At 36.2% G+C, this 26202-nt stretch carries 22 protein-coding genes; 8 read left to right on the forward strand and 14 right to left on the reverse strand.

What is annotated here, in order from left to right; translation table 11 throughout:
- Window positions 1-421: 421 nt before the first annotated feature.
- The 6 genes from Q9M50_13200 (at window position 422) to Q9M50_13225 (ending at window position 7506) form a co-directional block, all read left to right on the forward strand.
- Window positions 422-1474 (forward strand): prohibitin family protein, encoded by a 1053-nt coding sequence (locus Q9M50_13200; protein ID MDQ7091569.1) that lies wholly within the window; start codon window positions 422-424, stop codon window positions 1472-1474.
- Window positions 1464-3713, forward strand: coding sequence for an ABC transporter substrate-binding protein (locus tag Q9M50_13205; GenBank protein ID MDQ7091570.1), 2250 nt, complete (start codon window positions 1464-1466; stop codon window positions 3711-3713). The genes Q9M50_13200 and Q9M50_13205 overlap by 11 nt, the downstream gene beginning before the upstream one ends.
- A gap of 538 nt (window positions 3714-4251) precedes the next feature.
- A complete protein-coding gene (locus Q9M50_13210; GenBank protein MDQ7091571.1) occupies window positions 4252-4827 on the forward strand; it encodes a DUF697 domain-containing protein in 576 nt (191 codons plus the stop codon).
- 20 nt (window positions 4828-4847) lie between these two features.
- Complete coding sequence (locus Q9M50_13215; GenBank protein MDQ7091572.1) at window positions 4848-6149, forward strand: hypothetical protein; 1302 nt, start codon at window positions 4848-4850, stop codon at window positions 6147-6149.
- Window positions 6150-6256: 107 nt separating this feature from the next.
- Window positions 6257-6823, forward strand: a complete 567-nt coding sequence (locus Q9M50_13220; GenBank protein ID MDQ7091573.1) for a DUF447 family protein — start codon at window positions 6257-6259, stop codon at window positions 6821-6823.
- Window positions 6820-7506 carry a (5-formylfuran-3-yl)methyl phosphate synthase gene (locus tag Q9M50_13225; protein MDQ7091574.1) on the forward strand — a complete coding sequence of 229 codons (687 nt, stop codon included), beginning with the start codon at window positions 6820-6822 and terminating at the stop codon, window positions 7504-7506. The genes Q9M50_13220 and Q9M50_13225 overlap by 4 nt, the downstream gene beginning before the upstream one ends.
- A 17-nt stretch (window positions 7507-7523) precedes the next feature.
- Here Q9M50_13225 and Q9M50_13230 read toward each other — a convergent pair whose 3' ends face one another.
- Genes Q9M50_13230 through Q9M50_13240 form a run of 3 tightly spaced genes read right to left on the reverse strand, consistent with a single transcriptional unit; the run spans window position 7524 to window position 10612 of the window.
- Window positions 7524-8834: a diguanylate cyclase gene (locus Q9M50_13230; protein MDQ7091575.1), complete on the reverse strand. Its 1311-nt coding sequence runs from the start codon at window positions 8832-8834 to the stop codon at window positions 7524-7526.
- On the reverse strand, window positions 8827-9282 hold the full coding sequence (locus Q9M50_13235; protein MDQ7091576.1) for a response regulator: 456 nt from the start codon (window positions 9280-9282) through the stop codon (window positions 8827-8829). Before Q9M50_13235 ends, Q9M50_13230 begins: the two co-directional genes overlap by 8 nt.
- On the reverse strand, window positions 9275-10612 hold the full coding sequence (locus tag Q9M50_13240; protein ID MDQ7091577.1) for an ATP-binding protein: 1338 nt from the start codon (window positions 10610-10612) through the stop codon (window positions 9275-9277). The genes Q9M50_13235 and Q9M50_13240 overlap by 8 nt, the downstream gene beginning before the upstream one ends.
- 433 nt (window positions 10613-11045) lie before the next feature.
- Between Q9M50_13240 and Q9M50_13245 the strand changes: the two genes are divergently transcribed.
- Window positions 11046-11936, forward strand: a complete 891-nt coding sequence (locus tag Q9M50_13245; GenBank protein MDQ7091578.1) for a hypothetical protein — start codon at window positions 11046-11048, stop codon at window positions 11934-11936.
- A 30-nt stretch (window positions 11937-11966) separates the two neighbouring features.
- Here the strand turns inward: Q9M50_13245 and Q9M50_13250 are convergent, their stop codons facing one another.
- From Q9M50_13250 to Q9M50_13285, 8 genes are all read right to left on the reverse strand, one after another.
- Window positions 11967-12800 carry a glycosyltransferase family A protein gene (locus Q9M50_13250; protein MDQ7091579.1) on the reverse strand — a complete coding sequence of 278 codons (834 nt, stop codon included), beginning with the start codon at window positions 12798-12800 and terminating at the stop codon, window positions 11967-11969.
- A 61-nt stretch (window positions 12801-12861) separates the two neighbouring features.
- Window positions 12862-13725, reverse strand: coding sequence for a 4-hydroxy-tetrahydrodipicolinate reductase (gene dapB / locus Q9M50_13255; protein MDQ7091580.1), 864 nt, complete (start codon window positions 13723-13725; stop codon window positions 12862-12864).
- A gap of 19 nt (window positions 13726-13744) precedes the next feature.
- A complete protein-coding gene (dnaJ, locus tag Q9M50_13260) occupies window positions 13745-14860 on the reverse strand; it encodes a molecular chaperone DnaJ (GenBank protein ID MDQ7091581.1) in 1116 nt (371 codons plus the stop codon).
- A gap of 251 nt (window positions 14861-15111) precedes the next feature.
- The gene (sufT, locus tag Q9M50_13265) at window positions 15112-15669 is read right to left on the reverse strand and encodes a putative Fe-S cluster assembly protein SufT (protein MDQ7091582.1); all 558 of its coding nucleotides are present in this window, start codon (window positions 15667-15669) and stop codon (window positions 15112-15114) included.
- A 7-nt stretch (window positions 15670-15676) separates the two neighbouring features.
- Window positions 15677-16408, reverse strand: coding sequence for an SDR family NAD(P)-dependent oxidoreductase (locus tag Q9M50_13270; protein ID MDQ7091583.1), 732 nt, complete (start codon window positions 16406-16408; stop codon window positions 15677-15679).
- Entirely contained in the window at window positions 16399-17067 is a 669-nt protein-coding gene (locus Q9M50_13275) for an HAD-IA family hydrolase (GenBank protein MDQ7091584.1), read from the reverse strand. Before Q9M50_13275 ends, Q9M50_13270 begins: the two co-directional genes overlap by 10 nt.
- Before the next feature lie 3 nt (window positions 17068-17070).
- Window positions 17071-17775: a bifunctional 2-polyprenyl-6-hydroxyphenol methylase/3-demethylubiquinol 3-O-methyltransferase UbiG gene (gene ubiG, locus Q9M50_13280; protein MDQ7091585.1), complete on the reverse strand. Its 705-nt coding sequence runs from the start codon at window positions 17773-17775 to the stop codon at window positions 17071-17073.
- Between the two features lie 169 nt (window positions 17776-17944).
- Window positions 17945-20002 carry a sodium:proton antiporter gene (locus tag Q9M50_13285; protein ID MDQ7091586.1) on the reverse strand — a complete coding sequence of 686 codons (2058 nt, stop codon included), beginning with the start codon at window positions 20000-20002 and terminating at the stop codon, window positions 17945-17947.
- Window positions 20003-20206: 204 nt separating this feature from the next.
- Here Q9M50_13285 and Q9M50_13290 point away from each other — a divergent pair, with 204 nt between their 5' ends.
- Complete coding sequence (locus Q9M50_13290; GenBank protein MDQ7091587.1) at window positions 20207-21487, forward strand: hypothetical protein; 1281 nt, start codon at window positions 20207-20209, stop codon at window positions 21485-21487.
- A gap of 257 nt (window positions 21488-21744) precedes the next feature.
- Here the strand turns inward: Q9M50_13290 and Q9M50_13295 are convergent, their stop codons facing one another.
- The 3 genes from Q9M50_13295 to Q9M50_13305 form a co-directional block, all read right to left on the reverse strand.
- On the reverse strand, window positions 21745-23652 hold the full coding sequence (locus tag Q9M50_13295) for a multiheme c-type cytochrome (protein MDQ7091588.1): 1908 nt from the start codon (window positions 23650-23652) through the stop codon (window positions 21745-21747).
- Between the two features lie 108 nt (window positions 23653-23760).
- Window positions 23761-24768 carry a discoidin domain-containing protein gene (locus tag Q9M50_13300; GenBank protein ID MDQ7091589.1) on the reverse strand — a complete coding sequence of 336 codons (1008 nt, stop codon included), beginning with the start codon at window positions 24766-24768 and terminating at the stop codon, window positions 23761-23763.
- 227 nt (window positions 24769-24995) lie between these two features.
- Window positions 24996-25760 (reverse strand): hypothetical protein, encoded by a 765-nt coding sequence (locus Q9M50_13305; GenBank protein MDQ7091590.1) that lies wholly within the window; start codon window positions 25758-25760, stop codon window positions 24996-24998.
- Window positions 25761-26202: the final 442 nt, after the last annotated feature.

A 26202-nucleotide genomic window follows, 5' to 3' on the forward strand; every position in this document is an offset into this window, starting at 1 on the left:
CGTATTTCTCATAAAATCTTGATTATTAACTAATTCTAAAACTCAAAAATAAAAGTTAAACAAATAGTTTTACAATTTACAATTTTACGATTATTATGACAGAATAAGAATGGCTAGATACTAAAGGAATAAAAATATTTGCCAATTAACCCCATAATAGAGTCCTATTAAAACCATTTATATTACAATTTCTTCTCAATTTTAAAATTTATTACAGCCTAGACCAAATTCAAAAATTAAATAGATGAACCGAGGTTTTCATAGATCAATACGACTATAAATTTATTGAATTATTAAAACAGGCGATCATTTATTCAGGTACTTTAGTTAATCTTGATACCCTACGATAACACTATACAAAAGCATTTTTATTCCTAAATTTTAGTGATGAAAGGACGTTTTTTTTGCGAGTTACTTTACAATGAAAAATATATTTTTATTTGTTTTTTTAAAAAAAACAATCCACTTTTGTATTAAAATTTTCAGTCACTTTAGACACTGGGTTCGTGAAAAAATAGCTTATTTTGTCGTTGTTTTTTTAGCAATTACACTAGGGTTTGTCTTTTTCTGGCCTCAAATTGTGATCACCATTGAGTCAGGTGAGGCGGGTGTATTATATAGGCGTTTCTTTGGTACGGTAACGGATAGAGTTTTCCCCGAAGGGATTCATGTTATTTACCCTTGGGATACATTAACCGTCTATAACCTTCGCATTCAAACTGTTTTACATGAATTTAACATTTTAACAAACCAAGGTCTGCCTATCACCATTAGTTTGGCGATACGATATCGCCCTGAATATGAAATGCTTGGTGTTTTACATCAACAAGTTGGGCCTGATTATGTTCAAACGATTATTATTCCTCAAGTGGAATCTGTTTTGCGGAAACGTTTGAGTCTTTATGACCCCGAAGATATTTACACCAATAAGCATAACATTTTAACAAAAGTGGTTGTTGAGGCTTTAGAAGAACTCGGAAGAAAATATATTACAACCAGTGGCATTATTATTCGTTCCATTATTTTGCCTGATTCTATTAAAGATGCCATTGAAAAAAAATTAATTGAAGAGCAAGCAGCAAAAGCCTATACGTTTACGCTACAAAAAGAAGAGCGGGAAGCTGAACGTAAGCGCATTGAAGCACGAGGCATTAAAGATTATCAAAAAATTATTGCTCAAACACTTTCGGATCAGCTCATAAGATGGCGTGGAATTCAAGCAACACTAGAGCTTGCAAAATCTAACAACAGTAAAGTCATTGTTATTGGTGCCGGGAAAAATGGTTTACCCATTATATTAAATGATGGACCCTCTTCTAATGCGGTTAATACTAACAATAAACCCGAAGAAATAATAAACCCAAATTCAATACCCCCTATTCCTCCTTCCACAGAGAAAAATCAAAATAATACTGATTCCGAAATCTCTTTCAACCCCTCTGAAAAAGCCTCCTTAAAAGAAGATGCTAACTAAAATTATTTTTTTTATTTGCTGTTTAGCAGGGCTACTTTTGAGCGGTTGTTTTGATGAGTCGTATCATGAAAAATCAACACACCGTGCTAAAATTGCTGAACAAAACAAGCAAGAACCCATTCTTATCGGCATTTCTTGGGAAGAAAATGATCAATCATTTTTAGACGGCGTAAATTTAGCGATTAAAAAAATTAATAATAGTGGTGGAATCCTCGACCGTCCTTTAAAAGCTATTATTAATATCGATGAGAGTAAGTTATGGGATCCTACCTTGTCAGCAGGTGGCTATCAGGATATTGTTAATGATATTGCCGAATCATTCACTAGTAATCCTAATATTGTAGCGGTTATTGGCCATATCACCTCAAAAACAGCCTTATTAGCCTCTGTTATTTATGAAAACAATGGCCTCCTCTTTTTAACCCCCAGCGCAACTAACATAAAATTAACAAATCACCAATTCAATTACGTTTTTAGAACCATTCCTAGTAATCGAGAAATGGGGGTGAATTTAGCTAAGTATATTGCTGAAAAAGGGTATAAAAAAATAGCCTTACTCTACGACAGAGAGGTTTATGCTACCGAACTATCGAATACTTTTTCCTCTTATATCAGTGAAAAGCATGGTGCCAAAATAGTCTATCGACAATCATTTTTTAGACATACACTTGATATAGAAAGTTTAGTCATTGAACTCAATAAAATACCAGCTATTGATATTATTTTTGTGGTATCAACCGATAAAGTCGTTACAAAAATCTATCAAAAAACCCGTGACATCGGTATTAGAACCCCCTTTGCAGGAGGTGAGGCCTTAGATGTCCCCTCTTTTTTAAAAATGGTTAAAGAATGGGAAAATGAAAAAGAGTTAAAAAAATCAATTGTCCCCACATTATTCAACCCTCTTCTCGTACAAAGTCAAAAATTTATAGCCCTTTTTAAAAAAGAATACGGTGAAGACTTACAACCTAATCAACAAACTGCTTTAGGCTATGATAATATCATTCTTTTAGCCCATGCGATTAAACGCGCCGAATCGACTGTTTCGCTTAGAATTGCAGACACCTTGCGTCACATGCCTCCTTGCCAAGGCATTACAGGAAAGTATCAGTTTTCAGAAGAAGGTGAGTTGATAAGTAAGCCTTTTTATTTTAAAGAGCTTCATCAAGGTAGCTATGACTACTTGCAGGTTAAAAATACAAAAAAAGACGCTGTCATAAATTTTGAAATTTGCAATGAAATTGATAGAGATAACGATAATATTCCCAATAACCTTGATACTTGCCCAGAAAATACCGCCAAAGAAATCTCACAAGGTGTTTTTTTAACGGGCTTATTAAGAGGTTGTCCTATTGATAATGATCACGATACCGTCCCTGACTACAAAGATATTTGCTTAAAAAATACGTTAGAAGAAATATCTAAAGGCATCGATAGCCAAGGATGTCCTCTAGATTCTGATAAAGATGGAAAAGCAGATTTTGAGGATGCTTGTCCTAAAAATCCAGAATTAATTGAATTTATTAGTGGACAAAACTGTGTTAAAGACAGTGATCAGGATGAAATTACCGACGATATAGATCAATGCCCTCAAAATACCAAGATAGAAATTACAAAAGGGGTTAATAAAACAGGCAACAAACAGGGCTGTCCTATTGATACGGATTACGACAAACGTGCAGATTATATTGATCACTGTCCCAATAACACAAGACCAGAAATAAGCCAAGGCGTTGATAATAAAGGCTGCCCTTCTGATAATGACCACGATGGTATACTCGACTATCAAGATCAATGTTTAAACACCCCCCTTAATATCCTCATTGATTCTCAAGGCTGTGGTATCGTCGAAAATAGCATTATGGAACACCCCTTGGCCTTGTATTTTAAACAAGGTCAGGTTACGCTAACCCTAGAAGGAAAAGCCTATTTAGAGGCTTTATTAGGATATATTGAAAAAGATACCTTAAAAAAAATCAAGATTACTGTGCATAACCCGAGTCAAGATAATAATTTCGATAACACTAATCATCAATCCTTATCTGAAGAACAGGCGACAACCATTGATACTTATTTACAAAACCAAGGGATTGCCTGTGAAAAAATTATTCCTGTCGGAAAAGGCCCCAACGATCTTGTTACCGATAAGAGTCCTGAAGAACTTAAAAAAAACCACCGTTTAGAAATTATTTTAATCCAATTTAGAAAAAAAATACTTAGTCATGAAAAAGAGAATTAAAATATATAATAATTTATACTCCGGTACTTAAATAGAATAAATGTAATTAGTTATTTTTACACTCAAACCAATTCAACTTAGAGTGATTTTATGTTAGACCCCCTACTATTAAATTTTTTAGCCAGTATAACGATTGCTTTATTAGGTATAAATCGAAAAATGGGTTTTTGGGGGTATTTTTTTTCCTCGTTGCTTCTTGGCCCTTTGATGGGTATACTTCTCTTACTTGTGTCTAGTTCAAAACCAAGGCCACAGGTAAAAAAAGAACCCAATAAAAATAATTAATGCTCTTTATTGCGCAAATTATAAAACCTCTACCTATCGCTTACATCAACTCAAAGCCACTAGATAAATAATGATGTAGCCTCTGAAAAGAAAATTACAGTTAAACCTTTACTGTCGGTCATTCTTGATGAATTAGGAATTTCTTAAATAGTACGATTAAGAACGCTACCCTTAAAAATCAAGGGTAAAAAATGTCAAACTAACTTACCTTTAAAAAGCCAAGTTATCTTAAAATCTGTAAGGAGAATATAAAATGGCAGTTACTGCAAAAAAAAATACCGCAACAAAACCGCAAGAAACTCAAGAAAAAGTAGAGACTAAAGCGACTGAAACGCCACTTGACTCTAGAGTAGCCCGTCTTGCAGAGACGCATGAAATTGTTAAAAACCATACCATGGCAGCCGTAGGTGTTGGTTTTATTCCTGTCCCTTTTGTTGATATGGGAACATTAACCGCAATCCAACTAAAAATGCTTTATAGCCTTGCTAAATGCTATCAAGTCCCTTTTTCAAAAAATTTAGTAAAATCACTAGTAAGCTCACTCTTAGGAAGCTCACTTGCTATTTCTATTGCCCTTCCCGTCGGTAGCCTCCTAAAAGCAGTTCCTATCATTGGCCAAACGTCTGGCATGATTAGTACGGCGTGTGTTGGAGCAGCCTCTACGTATGCTGTTGGAAAAGTTTTTGTTGCTCACTTTGAATCAGGTGGTACTTTTCTTGACTTTGATGTTGAAAAAGCCAAAGTGCATTTTAAAGAACTTTATGAAGAAGGAAAAAGCTTTGTTAGCACCAAAAAAACAACAGAAGTAGAAGCAGAAGTTAAAGCCTAAATCATATAGGATGTGCTATTTTGTTTGTTTTAAAAAATATTTTTTTAGTGGTATTTCTATCGGTTATTTCTGTAAAAGCCATTGCAAATATCACTATTTTAACGGTTGATAGCCAGCAAAAAACAGCCCAAGAAATAGGTTATCAATTAGGCATAAAAATTAAAGAAAATTTTCCATATATGGAATATCGTTATGATAATTACTTAAATTTTTTATTAAGCGATAGTCGTTTTAAGCAATTAAATGATCAAGCAAATTTATTAAAACAACAACTTAACTCGGATAACCGTTTAGAAATTAATGCGGTTGCCGATGTATTAAGCCTAGTGAGTACCGATCGACTCGGTGACGGCAAGCTTTCTGTCAATGAATTTTGGTTATTACAATTTCTGAGTGATTTAACGACAATCAACAAAGGCGTTGCCATTTCAGTTTTTGATCCTATCCAGAAAACACCTATTATTGCAAGAAATATTAATTGGAAAAATAATTCCGTTCTAAACCCTTTACATCTGATTACGATTTATAAATCAAAAAAAAATACCTTCGTGACTGTCGGTTTTGCAGGTATGCTAGGGGTTATTAATGGGTTTAATCGTCATGGTTTATTTGTTTCATTAATAAACTCATCGCCACAATTACAAACCGCCATTATTTCACAAAACCATCAATCAGTCGCATTCACACTTAAAAATACGCTCAAAAAAAATACGGATATTAGCACGGCAAGTCGTTTTTTACATGGCCGTCATTACCCACATGACCAACAAATTTTACTGGCTGATAAAAAAAACGTACAGGTGCTAGAAAGTCCTGCAAATATAAAAAAAGAAGGCACCGTTAGACTGTCTAATAGCCCTTTAGTGAATCGATTTTCAAGCTTTGAAAATAAATCAAATCAATTTATTTTGGTTGGATGTTTTGTATTGATTACCTCCCCTAAGAACTGTTACTCTAGTAACAATTATTATCGCTGGAATCGTTTACAACAGCTTTTAGACTCGTTTGACCCAAGTTTTCCGACGACTAACTTATTAACAATCATGCAGGATGATAACAATCATCATCAATCTATCTTTAATGATAATGTATTGCAAACGCTTATTTTTATGCCTTTAAACCAAACGCTTTACCTTTATACCTATTCAAACTCTGAATCATCAAAAAATGATTTTCAAAAACTACAGTTGATAGAAAATTTAGAGTCTAAAGATCTAGATCCTGAAATGTTGGTTTTTATTATAAGTGATATTATTTTAATAGCCTTGCTAGGCTCTTTTTTTTATTATAAAAAATATAAAAAGTTACGCATCAAATCATAAATGTGTATTTTAAAATTAAGTTATCGCTAAAAAGACACCCCCTCTAATTCTTCCGTTCCCCTTTACTTATTATCAATGATAGCTATGACTACCCGCCCTTTTTATATATGATTCAAGAAACGATTGTAACGACGATTAATCAACATGGCGTTACTCATATTGCCCCAATGGGGATTCATCACCTTAATGATGAGTTTGTTATTTTACCTTTCAAGCCATCAACAACTTTGGATAATATTTTACGTTCAAAAATAGCGGTCATTAATTATTGCGATGATGTCCGTGTATTCGCAGGTTGTTTAACGGGGCGAAAAACGTGGGATTTACAGGCGGCTGAAAAAATTAATGCTTACGTACTAACGAACACCTTAGCCCATAGTGAATTAGAGTTACTACGTGTTGAAGATGATAAGGTTCGACCTAAATTATTTTGTAATTGTATCCATAGCGTCAATCACGCGCCCTTTAAGGGTTTTAATCGCGCTCAGTATGCTGTATTAGAAGCGGCTATCTTATGTAGTCGTTTAAAATGGTTACCCTTAGAAAAAATAGAAACCGAGCTTAATTTTTTACGAATTGGACTCGAAAAAACAGCGGGTGAGTCAGAATGGGAAGCTTGGGGGTGGCTAATGGAGTTAATTGAGCAACATAAAAATAAGGTTACAAAAACATGACAGGAATGCTTGCAAGCGTTAATAGTAAGGAAGAAGCCTTATTAGTTTTAAACGCAAATGTTGATATTATTGATCTTAAACAGCCCTCAAAAGGAGCCTTAGGCGCGTTAGAGGTTGAACAGGTCGCCGATATTGTTAAAGTGATTAAAAATCAATCGCTTATAAGCGCAACCATTGGTGATTTACCGATGCAGCCCGATTTAATTTTTAATGCGGTCCAGCTAATGGCCGCAACAGGCGTTGATTATGTAAAAATAGGTATTTTTCCTCAGGGTGATTCAATGGCAACGTTAACAAAACTTGCCGAATTAAACCATTTAAATTTCTCATTAATTGCAGTTTTATTTGCAGATGCGTTACCTTGCTTAAGTATTCTTGAAGTTTTAAAAAACGTAGGCTTTAAAGGGGTTATGTTAGACACAATGGATAAAAAATCAGGCTCATTAGTGCAACTTATGGACTTAAAACAGATCACCAATTTTATCACTCAAGCAAAACAGCAACACTTATTATCAGGGTTAGCAGGCTCATTACGAGAAGTTGATATTAATAAATTACAGGCTTTAAATCCTGATTACCTTGGATTTAGAGGGGCATTATGTCAGCAACATAATCGTATAGCTCAATTAAATAATCCAGCAATCATTCGTATTCAACAAATGATCAAACAATTAGCTTACTAGGTGAGTAAAAATAAAAATTAGTTTTTATTTTTACAATCATTTCCTTCTGGGTAAGAAAACAAGCAGCTTTGGTTTCTCCCTTTATCTTTAGCACAATAAAGAGCCGCATCCGCTCGATGAAGAACATCCTCATAGTCATTATCTTCTTTTGATAACGCTGCAACGCCAATACTTACCGTAACATGAACTTGATGAGTTCGATACTCAACCGATTCTTTCGCAATAATTAAACGTAAACGTTCGGCAATAACCAACGCCCCCTCCGCTTTCGTTGCCGGTAATAAAATTGCAAACTCTTCTCCCCCTAAACGAGCGGCTAAGTCGATAGAACGTAATGTAGCCGTTAGTGTATCCGCAAAATGACATAAAACCTTATCCCCTGTTGCATGTCCATAATTATCATTAACGTGTTTAAAAAAATCTAAATCTAACATCAGTAAGGTCGAAAAATATTCTTTCGAGCAATTTAATAATTCTGTTTCCTCTTCTAAACGCTCTAAAAAAACCCGACGATTAAAAAGCCCTGTTAACGGATCTGTATTCGCTAATGTTTGTAATTTTTTTTCCATATTTTTACGGGAACTAATGTCTTCTTTAATACCAATAAAATGTTCAATAATCCCTGCTTTATTCAGTACAGGCGCAATATTCAGTTCTTCATGATATAACGTCCCCTCTTTACGCCTATTAATAATTTCACCTCGCCACGGTTTTCCTGATAATAAGGTTTTCCACATTTGTTGATAATAAGGCTGCGCTTGTTCACTGGATTTAATTAATTCAGAGGGTTTGTGTCCAATCGCTTCTTTTAAGCTAAACCCTGTTAATTTTGTAAAGGCAGGATTAGCCCATTTTATAGTGGCTTTACGATCGGTAATAATAATCCCATTTGCCGTTGCATTTAAAGCCGCTACTAACAATTGGTTACGCTTTTCCATTTCTGATCGCTGTAGGGTGTAGCGAATAGTACGAATTAAGCTATCTTGACTAAAATCCCCTTTCACTAAATAATCTGCTGCCCCTATTTTTAGCGTTTTTAAGGCAAATTCGGTATCTGTTTGTCCTGTCAATACAATAATAGGAATTTCAGGCGCGATAATTTGAGTGTTTTTTAGTGTGTTTAGTCCTATCGAATCAGGTAACGATAAGTCTAATAACACCACATCAAAGTGCTGACCTTCTAATTGTATTTTTGCATCACTCAATGTTTCAACCCAATTGAGTTTAAAACAAACAACCTCAGTGTGTCGCAAACTAATTTGAACTAACCCAGCATCACCTGGCTCATCTTCTATTAATAGAACCTTTATGGTTTTTACGCTACTCATAGTGTTTCCCCGTAGGTAAACGAACTAAGGCTAACCAATAATCAATCAATCGATTAATGGCACTTATAAAGCTTGTTATATCAACAGGCTTAGTAATATAACCTGCGGCTCCTTGTTCGTAAGCCTTAATAACATCATTTTCAACATCAGATGTCGTTAAAACGACAACAGGAATATTTTTTAATGCGTTGTCTGCTTTTATTTTAATTAAAAATTCATGCCCATTCATACGCGGCATATTAATATCAAGCAGGATTAAATTAGGCCGTGGAACGCCTTTATATTTTCCGCATTGCTGTAAAAATTCTAAGCCCTCACAGCCATCAGTAACATGGTGCAAATGGGTATTAATAAGGTTTTCTTTAAATGCAACCTTAACTAAATAAGCATCCGCTGGCTCATCTTCAAGCAGTAAAATTTCAAACGAGGTCGGTGGTTGATTAATCATTAGAAAACCGACTATGGGTTATTTTCGGAAATTCTAAAACAACCGTAATCCCACCCTTAAGCGTTTCTTGTAAAAAAATACGTCCATGACACCCCTCGACCAGTTGCTTTACAATCGCAAGCCCAGTGCCTGTTCGTTCTTGCTCATCACAAACCTGCAAACGTTCAAAAATTTTAAAAACACGCTCATAATATTGTTTTGGAATTCCAATTCCATTATCTATAAAGTAATAATAATTTTTTCCTAATTTTGAATCACTTTTAATGTTTATAACAGGGACTCTATCAGGATGATGATAATACAACGCATTATCTATGAGCATGACACAAATATCATACCAACGAGACTCATCAATCTTAATCGGTGGTAAGTCATCAAGGGTAACGGTCGCATTAAGAATTTTAATCGTATGAGCAAACTTTTGTAAAACTTTTTCTAAAACTGGGTATAATTCGAGATTTTTTGAAGGCGGTTTTAGCGTAGTAACCGTAAAAAAATGTTCAAGACCTTGAACTAAAGCACGCTGACGAATTGCACTTTGTTCTATAAACAGTAATGACATTTTTGCATCCTCTGTCAGTATTATTGAGGAAAGTTGTATTTTTAAACGCTGTACAAAATTAATTAAACGTCGAGGCGGCTCTTGCAGATGATGAGCTGCAATCGTCGTGAAATGGGCTAATTCAGCATTAACTTGTTGTAAATGTTTATCCGCTTGCTCGCGCGCTAAAATTTCAGCCGATAACTGTTGCTGTGATTTTTCTAATTGCGCCATTAGCAAAGTCACGGTTTCAACGAAGCCATTATTTCCGTTAATATGCCGACGATAACTTAAGTTACCTGCTGCAAAATGGTGACTTTCCTTTTGTAATCGGCGTATTAAGTAGCAATTTAAGGCAAATGAGAATAAAATAAAAAGAAGACTCTTTAATAGCGCTAAAACAATAATAGGTTGTGCGGTTTCATATTGATATTTTTCCAATAATTTAGTTGAAAAACCCCATTGTAAAGTACCATAATGAACGGCCTCATAATCCATTGATAATGAAGCGTCAAACATAGTATCCTTGGCTGTTTTCAGGGAGGTATCTTTCAAAATTTTTTGCTTTAACAACACAGTATCCCCTCCTTTCGCAATAATACGCCCATTATCATCTAAAAAACGTAAATAAATAAATAAATTTGTTTGTAATAGTTCGGTCGTAAGTGTTTCTAGGGCCGTAATATCATTCATTAATAACGCATTTTTAGAGCTTACGTGCAATAATTTTTCCACAACAATGATATGTTGCCGTAATAAGTTTTCATTAGATCGTTTCAGAGTCTGCAATACACCTATGATGAGAACACTTAAAATTACAAGCTCAATCAATAGTAGCCAAAAAAAAGTGTTACGATAAAAATACATAGATCAGAACGTCCCTCAATTCTTATAATAGTGCAACATCGTTTAAAAAATTAAAGGATGTAATCTCCATAAGGATAAGAGTTTACATTTATACCCCGTAAAAACAAACTATTTTTATTACTAACCCTGTCTATTAATTAACCTAAAATTGAGTTAATAAACGACTTTTTTTCACTATCGAAAATAAAAAGCGCAACAACCCAACTAAAAAATCACGTTGATTATTAGGTTGAATTTCGCTTTACAACGAGAATATAACGCTCAAAACTAAATTTTATTTTATCCCCTATTCCAAAAGTCTACCTTATTTTTTGCTATACTTTACTTTTCCTTCTATTTACTAAGGTTTTTTATAATGCCCCTGAAATACCATTCTATTTTTACTGACTCTAATGCTCAACAGCGAAAAGAAAATTTTGATGACTATTGGATTTTTACTCAACAGCATGGAGGCGAACTATTTGAAGATGAAAAAGATTTAGCTAAAAAACGCCAACGCTTGCAGTATTTTAAAGATAACCCCATTAAACTACGTACCCCTCTAAAAAATCCTGAAAGTTTTTATCGTAATTACGTTGAAATGCAAGATGATCCTAAGTCATTAGATAAAATGACGTTAATGCTGACAGGAATTTATAAATTTGCTCGCCACGAATGGGTGGGCATTAAAGGCGCGTGGGAAGTTTCCCCTTCGATGGCAATGGCCCCAACACTTCAAGATAAAATCTCTAGAATCCATTTAGCCGAAGAATTTTGCCATGTTCGCCTCTTTAATGAAATGCTGAACACCTGTGGTTTAGATAAGGTTGAATGGGTCCCCTTATCGCCTTTCAAAGAAAAAATTTATGAAGTCTTTCCTAAATTACCTGGATTTATTCTTAACTCCCCAGCGTTCGTTACCGAATTAATGGGCGTTACCTTTTATTTCCATTTACATAAACTGATTGATGAGGTCTTAGTTGATGAACCTGAAGTACGTGACCGATTAAAAGCGTTGTTAGATGAAATTACGATCGATGAAATTGCCCATGTAGGACAACGACGTAATTTTATTGGAGCCACTGGAATCAAAGTTTCAAAAATGTTAGTCAAACCATTTTACACTTGGTTTTTTAAAGACATTCCTGAAGTGGCTGAGTTATTTAATGTCAAACAAATGATAAAGGATGGCGAATCATTCGATTTTAATGACATTCCCAGTCACATGATTGAACGCAGCTGGATACCGTCCTATTGTAAGGTATAAAACATCCTTCTCAAAAAACTTGACAGATCATTAACGTTTGTCAGGTTTTTCAAAGGAATTTATTAATCGTTGATAGTACTCAAACGCGTCTTTTTTACCTCGCTTTAATGTCCCTTTTTGAAAAATAGTGGCTTTTTTAAGCAACATTTCAATTGCATACCCCCTATCTTCCAAACTAAGCTTCCCACGATTGATACAATTTTCTAAAGCTTGAATTCTAAACCGATCCATTCCCCAGTATTGCTGTGATAACTGATCATCATGCCCCCCATATTTTTTAATTTGAGGCGATTCAATCAATAAAACAGGGTATTTTTCGGTGATTTTTAACCATAAATCATAATCTTCACAGGCAGGAAACGATAAATCGAATAACCCGACTTCGTTAAAAACATGACGATGAATCATAATTGAGGACGGAGACATCGCACACAAGGGTAAGCATTCTTTAAAAATCCATCCCCCTATTTTTTTATGCTTTTTCATTTGATTAACACGAACCCCATTGCGTATCCAAATTTCTTCGGTATGACAGACGTGATAATCCGTGTTTTTAAGGCTATTGACTTGTTGGAACAGTTTAGTTGGTAACCATTCATCATCAGAATCTAAGAACGCCAGCCAGTTTCCTTTTGCCTGATTAATCCCTGTATTCCGTGCCGCACTCACCCCTTGATTCGTTTGATAACTATAAATAACCTGTGGAAAATAGGTGGCAATCATTTGCTCCGTATCATCGGTCGAACCGTCGTCAACCACAATCACTTCATCGGCAGGGTAGGTTTGTGCATAAATAGAGTTTAACGCTCGCTGTAATACGCTAGCACGGTTAAACGTTGGAATAATAACAGAAATAAAGGTCACAAAAAATCAGATCCCAGAGTACAAAATAATTTTTGTACTCTTTAGGTTTTAAGTCGTCTTGTTAAGAGCGGTGAATTAAATCTCGCGTTACTTGAGGATCGGTTTCCAATAATCCTAATCGCGTCATGTGTAACGAAGAAAGTCCAAGAACATCCTGCATATCATAAATTCCATTTTTTTCTTCCATTAACCACTTAGCCGCTCGAATCGCCCCATTAGCAAAGGTCATTCGATTACTTGCTTTATGGGTAATTTCAACGCGTTCCCCTTCATCAGCAAACATAACGGTATGCTCGGCGACAATATCGCCCCCTCTAACCGTTGAAAACCCTATAATTTCAGATTCACGCTCGCCAATATTTCCTTTACCTCGGCCATAGACTGCATGTTCTTCTAAATCCCAGCCTAACGTATCAGCAATAACTTGTCCCATTAATAAAGCCGTTCCAGAGGGAGAGTCAACTTTATGGCGATGATGCGCTTCAATAATTTCAATATCGGTATAATCCCCCATAATTTTGGCCGTCATTTCCAATAATTTGAGCGATATATTAACGCCAATACTCATATTAGGTGACAACATAACACCAATATCTTTTGACGCTTCTTTAATTTCCGCTTTTTCATCATCTGTAAACCCTGTCGTGCCAATAACAATTTTTTTACCGGCTTTTCGACAAACTTTTAAATGCTCAAGAGTAGCCGCAGGACGTGTAAAATCAACCAACACATCAAAATCATCTAAGACGGCTTCTAAGTCATAACACACACTAATATTTTGTGTACCCGCCCCAGCAAGATCACCGGCATCTTTACCAACGAAGCTACGAGAAACCGCTACACTCAGTAATTTCTCATTAACAGCCGCTTGTATTAAACAGCGTCCCATGCGTCCTGACGCACCAATAATCGCAATTCTTGTCATCATTTATCCCGTTAATTTATCAAAAAAAACTTTTAACACCATCGGTCCATGAATGTTCTTGTGGACTATGTTGTTTACCGCCACCCATCAGTGATTGGGCCAATTTTTCGACTAAATCTTTTTGATCTTTTGTAAGTTTAACAGGCGTTTCAATTTGTACGCGACAAAGCAAATCACCCAAAGCCCCCCCCCCCCGAACAGGCTTAACCCCTTTACCCCGTAAACGAAATAATTTACCCGTTTGAGTTTCTACTGGAATTTTTAATTTAACTTTACCATCTAAAGTCGGGACTTCGATGTCCCCTCCCAAACACGCCGTTGGAAAGCTAATGGGAACCTCACAATATAAATTAGCGTCTTCACGGGTAAAAATTGAATGCTCTTTAACTTGAACTTGCACATATAAATCACCGGCAGGCCCGCCTCGTTCACCCGCTTCGCCTTCACCCGCTAAACGGATTCTATCGCCTGTATCAACTCCTGCTGGAATTTTAACCGATAGAGTTTTAGTTTCTTGAACGCGTCCTTGTCCATCACATTTACGGCAAGGGTCTTTAATTTGCTTTCCTGACCCGTGACACGTCGGACATGCTTGTTGGACTGAGAAAAATCCCTGTTGCATTCGGACCTGACCTAAGCCATGACACATCGCACAACTCACAGGTGATGAGCCTTTTTTAGCCCCAGAACCATGACAGGTGCCACATTTTGATAATACAGGAACACGAATTTTAGTATTGGTCCCCCCCACCGCTTCTTCTAAGGTTAATTCAAGGTTATAGCGTAAATCAGAACCCTGTTGCACACTGCTACGTTGACGACCACCGCCACCGAAAATATCGCCGAACACATCGCCAAAAATATCCCCAAAACCATCACCGCCTCCCTGTCCTCCTTGCATAGAAGGATCAACGCCTGCATGTCCAAATTGGTCATACGCAGAGCGTTTTTTCGGATCAGATAAAATTTCGTAGGCCTCTTTTATTTCTTTAAACTTTTTTTCAGCGATTTCTGGCTTATCCGTATTTCTATCTGGATGATATTTCATTGCCAAACGACGATAACTTTTTTTAATTTCAGCATCGCTCGCATTTTTATCAATGCTTAGGAGTTTATAAAAATCTTCTTTTGCCATGTTTTTTAGTCCGTACCTTAGGGTCTGCGGTGTTAGAATTGAGTTGAAGGAATTTATTTTAAATTTCTAGTTATGATTTTCAAACATCATAATAAATAAAGCACTCTTTAAAAGTATGGGGGGATTTTTTTAAACGTCAATGACAATAATAGGTTTCAAAGATTAACCCCGCTAAGTTTTCTCTATGACATACGATTAAAAAATAAAATGAGGATGCCTTATAAATAATGATGTTATTCTACAACATTTCATTAAAATAAGCCTAATTGAACTTGGGCAGCCTCAGTCATCATTTCGCGAGACCAAGGGGGATCTAACACTAATTCGATATTAACCGAACTGACACCGGGTAACGCTCGAATTGATTTATCAATGTCCCCCTGTAAAACAGGCCCCATCCCACAACCTGGCGCAGTTAAGGTCATCATAATGTGAACATCATTTAATTTATCTTCATTGGCCGTCGGACTCACATTGCAATGATAAATCAACCCTAAATCGACGATATTAACGGGGATTTCAGGATCATAAACCGTTTTCATCACTTCCCAACAATTTTTTTCAACTGACTTTATATCGGTCTCTAAAACCAACGTATGCAGTTGATGCGGATCTTTTCCTAAGGCATCTGCATCAACCCCTGCAATACGAACCATGTGACCATGTTCGGTAATAACGGTATAATTACTGCCAAGGGATTGATGAATAGTCACCTCTTGACCTTGATTTAATATGCCATGATTACCATCAGGAATCATTACAATATTAACATCACGACTTAAAATAACAGCTTCTCTTGATTCTGACATAAGGGGATTACTCGTAGGAATAAGTTTGTGCGTCTAAGCTCTGAGCTGTCACCCCAATACTTTTATCGCTGAATAAATAGGTGTAAATTTCGTTTAAAGAATCCATTCTCGGTAATTGAGTTTTATCTTCTGCGGGGAAAGATTTTTTGCGTAAAGGCGAATCTATCACGCCAGGAATTAAGCTATTCACTCTAATTTTTCCCGAACGTTCTAATTCTTTCGCTAAGATATGCGCTAAAGCCTCTACCGCAACTTTAGAAACACCATAAGCCCCTGCATAAGCGTTCATTTTTTGCGCCGAAGAATCCGACGTAAAGACAATTGAGGCGTGTTCACTTTTTTGCAAAACGGGTAATAAAACGCGGGTTAATAAAAAAGGCGCATTTAAATTAACATTAAGGGCATCTCCCCATTCTTTAGTGCGGTAAGTCGCAATCGGAGAGTAGGCACTAAACTCAACGGCTGAATGCAATAATCCGTGTAACGCTCCGTATTTAGTTGCAATGGTCATTGCAAGCTCTTCGTACTGAACCTCACTCGACCCTGCTAAATCAAAAGGGTAAAGTATCGGCTCATTAAAACCTTGAGCGACAATTGCATCATAAACTTTTTCTAATTTAGGAATGCTTTTGTCTAATAAAATAACATGCGCGCCCTGCTCCGCTAAGGCTAATGAAGCAGTCCCACCGAGCCCACCCCCTGCGCCTGTAACTAAAATCACTTTATTTTCTAACAACATAATGCTTTATTTATCCATTCATTAATTTGTTTAGGTGATTGAACTAACGCATCCGCTTGCCATGTTTCGGGCTTATCATCAACCGTTAAATAACCATAGATTGCGGCCAATGTTTTCATATTAACAGCACGTCCTGCTATCATATCGTGTTTTGCGTCGCCAATATAGACACAGTCTTTAGGGTTAACCGCTGCATGCGTGCAAGCAGTCAACATCGGTTCTGGATGAGGCTTGCTGTGGTTACAACTATCGCCACTAATTAAACAAGCGGCTCTATCGGTAAGAGCGAGTGCCTCCATAAGGGGAACGCTCAAACGCTGCTGTTTATTCGTAATAACCCCCCATTTAAGTCCTTTCTCTTCAATCAAGGCTAACGTTGCGCCCATTCCGTCAAAAAGCCCACCGTGGTGTAAAATATTAGCTTGATAATAGTTGAGTAACGTTTCTAAAATATTAGCTTTTATTTCTTCATTCGCATCAACATTAGCCTTATTAATCATCGCAACCGCCCCATAGCTAATATAAGGTCTGACTTTATAGGCTTCAACGGGATTAAAACCATGATGCGTTAACGCATAATTTAAGCTCGCAATTAAATCAGGGGCCGTATCAACAAGGGTTCCGTCTAAATCAAATAAAACACATTTTAATTCAAACATTTTTTAACGAGGTCGTTTAAAAACGGCAATATAATTAACATCAATATCCGTCCCTAAGTGAAGCTGCTTCGTTAACGGGTTATATTCAATCCCGACCATTCCTTGCAATTCTAATCCTGCGGCACGAGCAGACTGACTTAATTCCGATGGTTTAATAAAGGTTTTATAATCATGCGTCCCTTTAGGTATTATTTTCAATAAATTTTCTGCCGCAACAATCGCTAATAAGTAAGCTTTCGGTTTTCGGTTAAGGGTTGAGAAAAAAACCATCCCGTCGGGTTTAACTAATTTTGCACAGGCACCAATAATCGAACCTGGGTCTGGCACATGCTCAAGCATTTCCATACACGTAACATAATCAAATTTCTCAGCATGAGTTTCAGCTAAACTTTCAACACTTATTTTTTGATAGCGTGCATTAACGCCTGATTCTAATCCATGCAAATCGGCAACATCAATTAAATCCTCGCTTAGATCAATTCCTAAAGCCGTTGCCCCATTTTTAGCTAACCCTTCGGTTAAAATCCCTCCGCCACAACCGACATCAACAACCTGCTTGCCATCCAGTTCAGCATGTTCTTTGATGAACTGTAATCGCAACGGATTCACGTCATGTAAGGTTTTAAAATCACCTTGAGGATCCCACCAACGTTCGGCTTGTGAACCAAACTTATTAATTTCGTGTAAATGTACGTTATTTGTTGTCATAGTTATATCGTGTTTAATTGCGCTATAGTTTACTATATTACTAGGTTATTAGTCTTAAAAAAATTTCAAAATAAAAATGAAACCTAATCCGATTATTTTGGCGTTAAAATTAAGTCTTTTTTCACTCAAGTCGTCGGCGACTCACCCCTTTGTATTTGACTTAAGTTCACTAATCGTTTAATTCTTTTCTAAGTAAAACATAAAGTTTATTGGTGATAATTTCATGGTCATATAAATCTTTTAAGGTGCCATGCTGTGCTGTATGTAAAAAAGCCTTTGCGGTCTGAGCATTGAGTTCATCTAAAAAATCCCGATTAGAGCTAATTTCCTTTTTCATTTGTTCAATGGTTTTAACTTTTAACCCTTGATAAATCAAAATAACATTTTCAATCGCCTCGGGGTCACCAAAAATTTCGACCAGCGGCGAATTTTGTAATTGTGCCATTTCATTAAGCACCTTATTAATCAACGTATATTGCGTTTGATAATACAAATAAAGCTCTTGTGGCTGCCGATTTCTTTGCTTTATCCTGTTAATTAGCGAACTAAATCCTGAATTAAAATAAGCATTCAATGAGGTTAATTTAGGCTGATCTTGCTCGACGCGTTCCGTTTGCGTTTCTAAAATAGTTAGATTTTTTTTATAAATATTTTCATTAATTTCATCACACTGAAACATGCGTTTTAATTCTCTTTTTTGAATACCCAGTGTATAAATCCGCAAGATATTTTCAACCACATGGGTGGCACCTATGGTCTGCTGTTGACCTTGTTTACACGCGTCTTCATATCGCGCTGAATAATCTCTCATAAACAGGTTATATTGCGATTGACTAATTTGGTGATGCTCATAAAAACCTTCAATTTTGGTCACTAAATCATGATAAATTAAAGCTTTACTTTTATAGTAACTTAATTGCTCATAAGGTAATAGCACATCAATTTTTAAAAGACGAATCACAGAACCGATTGTCGTTGCTTTGATAAGTAACGAAAAATAAATACAACCAATCGTAATCGCGGTAATAAATTCTTTAATCGAAAAATCATACGACCAAGTAGGCAGGGTTAGATCGTCTGGAATTAACAAGACCATGATAACGGCAATCGCTCCCCGCAGACTTCCCCATGATAATAAATGCTGCCAATTCATTGAAATATTTTTTTCAGATTTTATTTGGTTCGCAATTCCCACTGAGACATAAATAGAAATCGCTCGTGCCAGCATAACCACGGTAATAATCACTAAAATAGGTAATAAGGTGACTTTTAACGAAATCGTTAATCGCGCAAATAATAAGCCCATTAAAATAAAAACTAATGAATTTGCTAAAAAAGCAAAATAGCCCCAAAATTTTCCCATGTATTCTTCAACATTCGCCGACATTTTAAAACGCCCGTGATTACCAATGACTAATGAGGCAACGAGTGTTGCAATGATGGATGAAATATGAATTTCCTGCCCCGCAATACTCCATTTTCCTGACATCAACTCGGCTAATAAAAAGGTAAAATGAGCCACTAATAACGTCAGTGTAATTTCCAAGTCTTGATGGCCTTTAACCCATTCAATCAGTTTTGAGAATAAAAACCCCATAAACAAACCAAAAATTATCCCACTGAGTATCATGCTAAAAAATGAAATAACGCCACTAATAACCGTTGAATAGCCATGATAGCCATGAAGCATTACTTCTAAAAGCACTAAAAATATCGCGAAGGCCGTTCCATCATTAAACAGACTTTCCCCTTCAAAAATAAGCGTTAACCGTTTAGGCGCTCCATATTCTTTAAACAGAGCTAACACAGCGACAGGATCGGTTGCCGAAATAATCGCGCCAAACAATAACGTCACTAAAAGTGGAATGTCATACCCTAATAATTTAAACGCCCAGTGACCCAGATAACCAATTAAAAAGGTAGAAATCAATAACCCAACAATGGCCAATAAACTAATAATAAATTTATTTTCCTGAATGTTACGAATTTTTATATTGTAAGCCGATTCAAAAATCAACACGGGTAAAAATAAAAAAAATAATAACTCAGGCGTGAGATGAAAACTGGTCACAAATGAAAAGGTGTCCATTTCAGACAACGGAACCAAACAGGAGCCTGCAATAACTAACAAGACGGTGTAAGGGATTTTAGTTTTTAAGGCTAAAATATTAATTCCAAGGGAAATTAACATCAGCGTAAAAACAGATAAATAAACATCAACGTCCATTATTATTCCTAAACGAAAAACCAGTGAATCCTAATTGAAAGACAACCCTTCAAAGCACTCTATTATAGACCGATATTCGCTATTTAGGGGGACTTCAAAAATTGATTTTTTAGCTTAGTGTTTGTAATCAAACTTTGATGCCGTGATAATAAACCCTAAACCTATAATTAGCCCTCTCTTTCAAATAATTTCCGAAGAAAAAATATGAAAATCACCTTTAATTTAATCTTTCTTTTAGTTTTAGGGTTTTTAACCAGCTTCCCCATTTATGCCACAACCGCTGCCACTAATATCGAAGCGATTACGCAAGCCACGACTTACGCAAAAAATGCCCTTAAAAATGCAGAATCAGCAAAAGCCGAATTTAATCGCGCCCTTGTTTTAATCAATCAACTCAAAAATAACTGTAAAGTCTCAAGTAATAATAACTGTGAAGGCTTAAATACCGAACTAAAAATGTTAAACGATACTTTAGTTAAAACCAATAAAGGCTTTAATGATGTTAGAAATGAGGTTGTTAAGGCGATTGGAACGGTGGAACTGGTTGCTAATCGGGCTAATTTAATGCTCACAACCTATGAAAGTGTTTCTAATCCTGATTCCATGAGCAGTTATATTGCAGGTTTGCATACACTGGCCACCACAACGGTTGAAATCGGTAAAGAGATTAATCTTATTGATGATGACTATATTTTGCCCGCCTATAGCCGAACGAGTGCTGAATTGGGCTTTTTAAACAGTGATTCAAGCTATATCCCACAAGGTAACGTCGCTGTTTATCCGTGGAAGCGTATTGGTTTACAAGCCGATATTAGTGGGGGGAAAATAGATGGGGATACGACGTTTAATTATGGCGGCCATCTTTTTTGGCGTGATCCAAAAAGCCACCTGATCGGCGCGACTATCGCGAGTATTAATCGAGCCGATGAAAATGATGTTCGCTATGGCTTAGAAACTGAACTTTATAATTTACACCCTGATTGGACACTTCGCTTAGAAGGCGGTTATCAAGTAGGTAATGCAATTTCCAGTGTCTATGGCAGCATGCTAACCACCTGGTATCCTCGATTTAACTTGGATGCTAAAAATTATGGCGAATTAGCGGATGTTTTAGCCTTAAAGGGCGGTGTTTATGCCTATAAAAATTACGTCGTGGGGACATTAGGGTTGGAGCTTCAAATGCGGGATGTCGTTACTTATTTTAAAAACTATATTCACCGCCAACACAATAATCCATTGGCCTATGCGTTAACTGAAATGCTATCAATGCCTTTTCAAATATTTCCAAGAAATTCAACTTTTTTTATTAATGGTGCGCTTGGAAGTAATGATCTTGATTATGTGATGATGGGGATTAATATTTATTTAGGGGAAACCCCACAAACGGCCCGTCATCAAAAAGTTACGGCGAAAGCGTTAAAATATAAACACCGTTATCAATTTGTTGAAAGCTCGTTATTTGTTGACTCTGTTCCAAAGCGATAGAGGCTGTAAAAGTATTCATGAAATATAGAAACATTCGAGTTTGTCCCCTTGTAACAGATTGATGCGTGGAGTCCAAAACATGTTTTGGACTCCAGTAGCTAAAAACACCCCCACGTTCGTGGGGAAGACACTTTAATAAATCAACAACTTAGCTAAACCGCTGCGATTTTTCCAACGCCTAATTGTAACTCAAACAACCCAATTAAGAAACATGAAAAAATTAAATTATCGACATTTTTCATGCACGCGCCTTACTTTTATTCACCAATATTCACCACAACTTTCCCCATACTCGTCGATTTTAATGACGAAGCCTCAAACATTTGTTTAAATCGAGTCACTTCATAATCTTGCTCTTTAAACAAATCTTGTGCAAACGCATACGCTAATGATTGATAAATTAATTCAGCTTCAAGTGTATAGCTTGTTTCCGTTAAATTAGAAAGTGCAAATTCAACCCGATCACTGCCCCCTATAAAATTTTCATCAGATACAGCCGCACCTTGTACTTGAATTTTATTAGGCACAGTTGCTTTATCAAAGCCTTTAGGTAATAAACGATTATCTTTTACATAACTTTTGGCTCGTAATAACGTATAAGTGACTTGATTTTTATAATCTTGCATAATCGCTTCATAAACTTGAACCTGCTCAGGAGATTCAATCCGTTGGTAATGCGGCTCATATTGCCCTTGATCTTTATCTGAATCTAATTCAACCACGCTACCATCAGGGTTTACTTTCCCCGTTTCAAAAACAATATTTTCGTCAGCATCTCGCACAGTAACATGGAGAATCACTCTTCGTGATGGATAACCTGTCGGTAATTTATGCCCTGTTTCACTGTTAATATTTAAACTAAATTTTAATTGTCCCGCGTTTAATGAGGTGTTTGTTATCGCCAATGTTGCCGAATTATTCAATAATTTTTCTGCATCCGATAAACTATTAGAAAAATCAGTAGCCTCAACGCCTAAAGGCTCTCTATATTCTTGTAAAATAGAGAGCATTAAACGATTTGCCCCTAAAAAATTGTGTTGGGCAAAATCATCACGCTTAGGATTATCTCTCGGACGACTGGCAATCGCAACGCCATCTGCTCGCTCCATATGACATTGCTGACAGCTTTTTGTTTGTGCAAAATCACTGTTTAGCCATTCACTATAGACCATTTGTTCAGGAAACTCATCTGCAACTGTCTGACTTAAAATAGTTCCATTTTCATCAGCATAAGGGGTGGTTAAATCATGGCAACTCGCACATAACTCCGAGGTTTTTATATGCTCACTATAGACAGGGGTAAAATTAGCCATATTCCGCATTGGCATCGTATTAACATTTTGATACGGACCATAAATAAGTCTCTCGGTACTCGTTGGATAGCTATCAATAGCAAAATGTCCTGAATAACCTGCGTCCGTACCAAAAGGCGCGTTCGGAGAAATTTGATGACATAAGGAACAACTCACGCCATTAGTTGATAAATCAAAATAAGGATTATCTTTATTCAAAATACCCTCACCAAATACCGCTTGGATAGGATCATGTTGCTTTCTTGCTTCTTCATTTGCCATGGGAGCATGGCAGCGTGTACATTTATCTTGAATCGTACTCTTTAATTGCGGGGTTCTATTTATCTCACTTTTAACTTTTGCCTGCCAAAATGGATCACGGGTTGAATTTGCCATCATACTGGTTTGCCATGATGAAACAATAGACACATCTTTACCCGTATCATCCTCCAATTCGTTGTGACATTGAGCGCAAATTCCCGAGCCACTAAAATGTTGTGAGGTAAAAATAGTTCGCCCAAGAGGGGTATTGCTTACTTTTAATAAATTATTGACTTGAAATAAATTATCGCCTAAATATCGCAGATCAGCAGCATAGTTTTCCGTACCGACAGTAATATTTGAAAGATGAAGGTTTAAATTTATACCCGTAGGTACAAGTGCAGCATTAGCAACTGTATTAATATGAGGGATCGCACGATTTAATCTAAGTTTATTAGGGGATAAAAGCGTTAAATCAGCTTCGTAAAGCTGTTCTTGGTACTGAATAAAAGGAATAGTCAGCCGATTAGTTTCTAAATCAAAACTAGCATCGGCTAAACAATTTCCCATGAAAAAGCTTAAACTCATGAATCTTAAAATTTGTATTTTCATTAAACCCAACATATAAGTAAATTATAAAATTAAACTATTCATCAATATTCTGAAAGATTTCACATTTCACATTTCACATTTCACATTTCACATTTCACATTTCACATTTCACATTTCACTTGTTCTACTCGGAGAAACTTCATAGGCTTTAATTTCAATTAACCCTGTATTTCCGCCCGTACTAGAAACGACATCTAAGCGAATAGAGCTTGTTTGACGATTAAGAGGAAATTGATGCGCTTGGGTTGTGTTGGGTAAATTAAACGATAATACCTCACCGCTATCTGTTGTAATCGTAAACGTTAAAATTTTTGCGGTGTCATCACCCATTGAACGAGAAAAAACTTCGATCGTTTCAATTTGTTTTGATTCTGCTAACGTTATTTCAATAAACGCATTATCGCCATCATTATTTGATGACCACGCTGTAGAATTAGATCCATCAATAGCACTATTTGCCCCCCACGTTTCATTATTAGCCGCCCCTGAAAAATTACTACTGACGGCTGTGATTGTTGCGCCATTATTAAGTGAAAGTAAATTATTATCCGTAATTGTTCTCCCTGTTGTTTTAAATGTTGCCGCCGGTGACCAATATATTTTTCCTGTCGCATCTGTCCCTTGAACACGGTAGTAATAAAGTGTATTTTCTTCTAGTTTACTTAATATCGGGTTATGGTCAATAATTACGCCCCCATTCATACTAGGGTCGATTGCAATTTTACCAAAATCAAGGGTTTTTCCATACACGACTGAACAGGCAAGTGGAATACTACTGACAAACGTTAATCGTGCATCGGTTGCCGTAATATCAACAATACTCGGTGCGGCCCCTTCAGTAACTAACGTTAAATTTGATAATGACGGAGGAATATCATTTTCTGATAAAACCCCATAATCACTCACTGTAAAGCCAATCGCGTTATCCTTTGTATTTTGATACTCAAAATCAGCCCAAATATACTGTAATTGTTCTTGATTTTGAAAATGAATAACGGGAACGTGTAATTTTAATTCTTTTGAAAGCGTAACAGGGTCTGCACTTAATGGCGGTGTAATCAAGCCAAGCGAAGTAATAATAAACAGCGAAGTTTTTAAAAGCGAGTGAGGTGTCATTTTATTTTCCTAGAAATATTAAGCGAAGAATTACCCCCCTTCTCTAAAGAAAGGGGATCCCTATTAACATTGTGAGTGTAAAAATATCGCTACTTTCACTAGTTCCTGCTACTGACAACATTAGCGTATTATTCACTTCACAGGCTAACCCCGTCTATCCAACGGTTATCTTTACTTTTTACTTTTTAATTGTTTTTTCGAGGTTTCACGCTATAAGTAATAAATTATTATTTAGGTGTAGTAGCAGGCGTAGTAGCAGGCGTATGTCCCGCGTGTTTTCCAGGTTCAGCAGGTTTTTCACCAGCAGGTTTTTCACCATGCATATGAGACGTTGTAAATTTTGCACGATACCCATGTAAGCCATTATAACAAGCATCCGTTTCTGCACAATAAATGGCATTAACCCCACCAATATTAACTGAATACTGCCCCGCAGGTAATTTAGCACGATACGTAATGGTTGTTTCACCTAATTTTGAGTATTCTACCGCTTTAAATTCAAGTGTTGACCAAAAATTACCGCCTGGGTTAAAACTTCCTTTTTCTTTTTCAGTGGTAGAATCCCACCCAGTATAAACAGAAAGAGCGGGGTATAACTCTGCCCCTGCGGTTACATAGCTTTGACTATTATCAGTATCATCAACCTTCATTTCATAAAAGCCCCCTTGACGAGAAACTTTAATTTCTAAAACAGCATCAGCAGCTAATTCAACCGCAACCCAATCAGAGGTATGCGTCCAACCAAAGTCTGGTGCTTGAAACTGAGGTTCAAATGAACTTTTACCGCCCACGCTACCAAGAATTTCAACAGAACCATGACGAGGCATTCTTACCGTCCACTCATAACCAATTCCTGTTCCATCTGGATCACCATATACAACGTTGGATACCTTGGTCGCAGCCATTTCATTAAGATTCGCTGCATCTCCTGCTAGTAGGTTAGCTGAAAAAGCAAATGCACTGGTTGCTAAAATTATTGCAAATTTATTCATTTTGATTAATTCCTATTAAATTATGAAAATCAAAACTAAATAAAGCAAATATTGTTCCAAATTTAGTTAAGAGTGATTATTAGAACCTTGTTTGAGAGAAGTAAATTTTTAAAACAATAAAACTGTGTTAAATAACACAAAAATAAGTCTTTTGACCTGTTTTATTAAAATACTTAGCTTACCTAAATTATTGTAATTTTCTCCACATCGCTATATTTACTAAAATCTAGAGGAAATATTACTAACGGTCTATTTATTGCTTATTAACCTTAGTATTTATAATAAATATATTTGCCTTTTAAAATTTATGAGCAACATTAGATTCAAATTTATTTTCTTTATTAGTCTGTTAAGCATATTAATTAATTTTTTTCCGACAATTACCTCTGTCGAAACGCTCGCTGAACAAATTGCCAAAGGAAAAGATTTATTTAGCAGAAGC

It is taken from the genome of Methylococcales bacterium, assembly GCA_030949405.1.
Taxonomy (GTDB): Bacteria; Pseudomonadota; Gammaproteobacteria; order Methylococcales; family Methylomonadaceae; genus WTBX01.